This window comes from Streptomyces viridosporus, from assembly GCF_002078235.1.
Taxonomy (GTDB): domain Bacteria; phylum Actinomycetota; class Actinomycetes; order Streptomycetales; family Streptomycetaceae; genus Streptomyces; species Streptomyces viridosporus.
Genome location: NZ_MSGP01000386.1, coordinates 1 through 4,077 on the forward strand (window position 1 = coordinate 1; position 4,077 = coordinate 4,077).

Here is a 4,077-nt window from a genome sequence, read left to right on the forward strand (position 1 = left end):
ACCCCCAACCGGCCATCACCGACGACCGCCTGGGTCATGATCGACCGAAGGTCCTCGCGGGTCCGGCCGACGAGGACCGCGCGGTGGTCGAACCGCGACCGCAGCGTCAGCGAGTAGGCGACGTCGACCGGACGCTCCGTCACCTCGGCCAGCCGTGCCACTTGGTCCCGGACCGCCGCTTCCGACCGGCCCGACACGAGCCACGGCACCACGGCCTCCGACGGCTTCGGTTCGGCGGCCACGGTGGCGGGGGCCTGCTCGAGAATCGTGTGCGCGTTGGTGCCGGAGATGCCGAACGACGACACCGCCGCCCGCCGCGGCCGCTCCACCGCCGGCCACGCCGTCGTCTCGGTCACCAGCTCGACGTCACCGGCCTCCCAGTCCACGTGTGACGAGGGCCGGTCCACGTGCAACGTCCGTGGCGCAACACCGTGGCGGAGTGCCACGACCATTTTGATCACGCCCGCGACACCGGCGGCCGCCTGCGTGTGCCCGATGTTCGACTTCACCGAACCCAGCAGCAAGGGCGTCTCACGGTCCTGTCCATAGGTCGCCAGGAGGGCCTGTGCCTCGATCGGGTCACCCAGCGACGTGCCCGTGCCGTGACCCTCCACGACGTCCACGTCCGCGGACGACAGTCCCGCGCTCGCCAGCGCCTGCCGGATCACCCGCTGCTGCGAGGGCCCGTTCGGGGCGGTGAGGCCGTTCGACGCACCGTCCTGGTTCACCGCCGAACCCCGCACCACGGCAAGGATCTCGTGACCGTTGCGCACCGCGTCCGACAGCCGCTCCACCACCAGCATGCCGACACCCTCGGCCCACCCGACACCGTCCGCGGAGTCCGCATAGGACCGGCAGCGGCCGTCGGCGGACATACCGCGCTGGCGGGAGAAGTCGACGAACAGGTTTGGTGTGGACAGGACGGTCACACCACCCGCCAGCGCCAGATCACAGTCACCCGACCGCAACGCCTGCGCCGCCCAGTGCAGAGCCACCAGCGACGACGAACACGCCGTGTCCACCGAGACCGCCGGGCCCTCGAAGCCGAAGGTGTAGGCGACGCGGCCGGACGCCACGCTCGGCGCGCTCCCGTTGCCGCGGTAGCCCTCGAACTCCGGGGTGTTCAGCAGCTCCGAGTAGTCGCTGTACATCACGCCGGCGAACACACCGGTGCGGCTGCCCCGCAGCGACACCGGATCGAGGCCGGCCCGCTCCAGCGCCTCCCACGACGTCTCCAGCAGCAGCCGCTGCTGCGCATCCGTGGCGAGCGCCTCGCGAGGGCTCATGCCGAAGAACTCCGCATCGAACTCCCCCGCGTCGTGCAGGAAGCCCGCCTCACGCGCGTACGAGGTGCCGAGGTGGTCCGGGTCCGGGTCGTAGAGACCGTCGAGGTCCCAGCCCCGGTTGTCCGGGAACGCCGACACGGCGTCCACCTCGTCGGTGACCAGCCGCCAGAGATCCTCCGGCGACCGCACCCCACCCGGATACCGGCACGCCATGCCCACGATCACCACCGGATCGTCGGACACCGGCGGCAGTGCCGCGACCGGCGTCTCCGCCGGCTCGATCCCCAACAGCTCACCGACCAGGTAGGCCGCCAGTCCGGCGGAGGTCGGGTAGTCGAACACCAGGGTCGCCGGCAGCCGCAGTCCGGTCACGGTGGCCAGGCCGTTGCGCAGTTCCACCGCCGTCAGCGAGTCCAGGCCCAGCTCCTGGAACGAGCGCGCCGGATCCACCGACGCCGAGGCGTCGTAGCCCAGCACGGCCGCCACCCGGCCACGGACCAGGTCGAGCACGACCTCCGTGCGGTCGGCCTCCGGCAGCGCTGCAAGGCGACGGGACAGGCCGTCGGCCGTCTCCCCTCCGTGCGCCGCGATCCGGCGGCCCCGCGTGCGCACGAGTCCGCGCAGCAGGGCGGGAACCTCGCCACGGGTCCGCAGTGCCGCCAGGTCGAGCAGCACGGGCGACACCACCGCCTCGTCCGTCACGGACAGGGCCGCGTCGAACAGCGCCATGCCCTGCTCGATCGCCAGCGGCGGCACGCCTTCGCGGGCGAGTCGGGCGCGGTCTGCGTCGGTGAGCCCGGCGGTCATGCCGGTCTCGGGCGCCCACGCGCCCCACGCGAGCGACAGGCCGGGCAGCCCGTGGGCGCGGCGGTGGGCGGCGAGGGCGTCGAGGAACGCGTTGCCCGCCGCGTAGTTGCCCTGACCGGCCGCGCCGAGGAGGCCGGCGACCGAGGAGAAGAGCACGAACGCGTCGAGGTCGGTGGTCAGCTCGTGCAGGTGCCAGGCGGCATTCGCCTTCACCCGCAGCACCGTGGCGAGGCGCTCGGGCGTGAGGGAGTCGATGACACCGTCGTCCAGCACACCGGCGGCGTGCACGACGGCCCGCAGCGGGTGCTCGGCCGCCACGGTGGCGAGTGCCGCCGCCAGGGCCTCCCGGTCCGTCACGTCGCAGGCGAGAACCGTCGCGGTGGCGCCGGCATCCGTCAGCTCGGCGACCAACTCGGCGGCGCCCTCGGCGTCGGGTCCGCGGCGGCTGAGCAGCAGCAGGTGCCGTACGCCGCGCTCGGCGACGAGGTGCCGTGCGAGGGCCGCGCCGAGCCCGCCGGTGCCGCCCGTGATCAGGACCGTGCCGTCGGCGTCCCAGTGCGTGCTCGCGGCCGGGGCGGTGAGGCGGGCGAGCCGGGCGGCCCGGACCTCGCCGTCCCGCACGCGCACCTGAGGCTCGTCGGCACCGAGGACCGCGCCGAGCGGCAGCGGTCCGTGGTCGGCGTCGACGAGTACGAAGCGGCCGGGATGCTCGGTCTGGGCGGACCGCACGAGGCCCCGCAGCGCGGCCATGGCCAGGTCCGTGCCGTCGACGACGAACACCAGCCGGGTCCTGTCGGGCGCGTCGGACGCGAGCCAGTCCTGGAGCAGGCTCAGCGCACGGTCGGCGAGGTCCTGGGTTACGGCGAGCACGTCACCGTCAGCGAGTACGTCACTGTCGGCGAGTACGTCACTGTCAGCGGCAAGAGGCACCACGACAGCGTCGGGGGCATCGGGGGTGTCGCCGAGCGAGGCCAGGTCGACGGTGGCCGAGACAGTGACGCCTGCCGACCGCAGCCGGTCGGCGACGCCACGCGGGTCGCCGCCGAGCACGACGGCGGTGACCTGCTCGTTGCCGGTGCGTACCGGTGCCGACCAGTCGATCCGGTAGAGCGCGTCGGTGCTCGGGCCGATCTGATCCGCGGTGACCTCGCGGAACACGAGCGAGTCGACGGTGGCGACCACATGGCCGGCGGTGTCGGCGGCGGTGATGGTAACGCCGTCGGCGGGATCGCCGGTCAGCGCCACGCGCAGCGCGGCGGCCGCCGAGGTGTGCAGGGTCACGCCCTCCCAGGCGAACGGGAGCACGCTGCGATCGGCGTCGCCGGTCAGCAACGTCGCGTGCAGAACCGCGTCGAGCAGCGCCGGGTGCAGACCGTACGCGGCGGACTGGCCGGCGGCGTCTCCGGGCAGCGCGACCTCCGCGTAGACCTCGCCGCCGCGGCGCCACGCGGCCGTGAGACCGCGGAACGTCGGGCCGTAGCCGAAGCCGAGGTCGGCGAGCCGCTCGTAGAAGCCGTCCAGGGCAATGGCTTCCGCGCCGGTCGGCGGCCACGCCGAGAAGTCGGCCGTGGCGGCTTCGGAGGAGCCTTCGAAGGCGGTTTCGGAGGCGGCGAGGACACCAAACGCGTGCTGTGTCCAAGGACCTTCGGTGTGTTCGGGACGGGAGAACACGCCGAAGGCGGTGCCGTCCACCCGCACCTGGATGTGCACCGCGCCGGTCTCGGGCAGTACGAGCGGGACCGCCAGGGTCAGCTCGTCGATCCGGTCGAGCCCGACCTCGTCGCCGGCGCGCAGCGCCAGCTCGACGAAGCCGGTGCCGGGGAACAGGACCTGGCCGTGCACGGCATGATCCGTCAGCCACCGCACGGACCGCACGGACAGCCGCCCGGTGAGCACGGTGGCCTCGCCGCCGGCGAGGGCGACGGCCGCGCCCAGCAACGGGTGCTCCACGGACTCGAGCCCGGCCCCGGACACGTCACCGGCC

General features: G+C 73.6%; 1 protein-coding gene. It reads right to left on the reverse strand.

Annotated elements, in window-relative coordinates:
* Positions 1-4,077 (reverse strand): type I polyketide synthase (locus B7L92_RS26280; protein WP_143626378.1); only part of this gene is annotated, 4,077 nt, incomplete at both ends.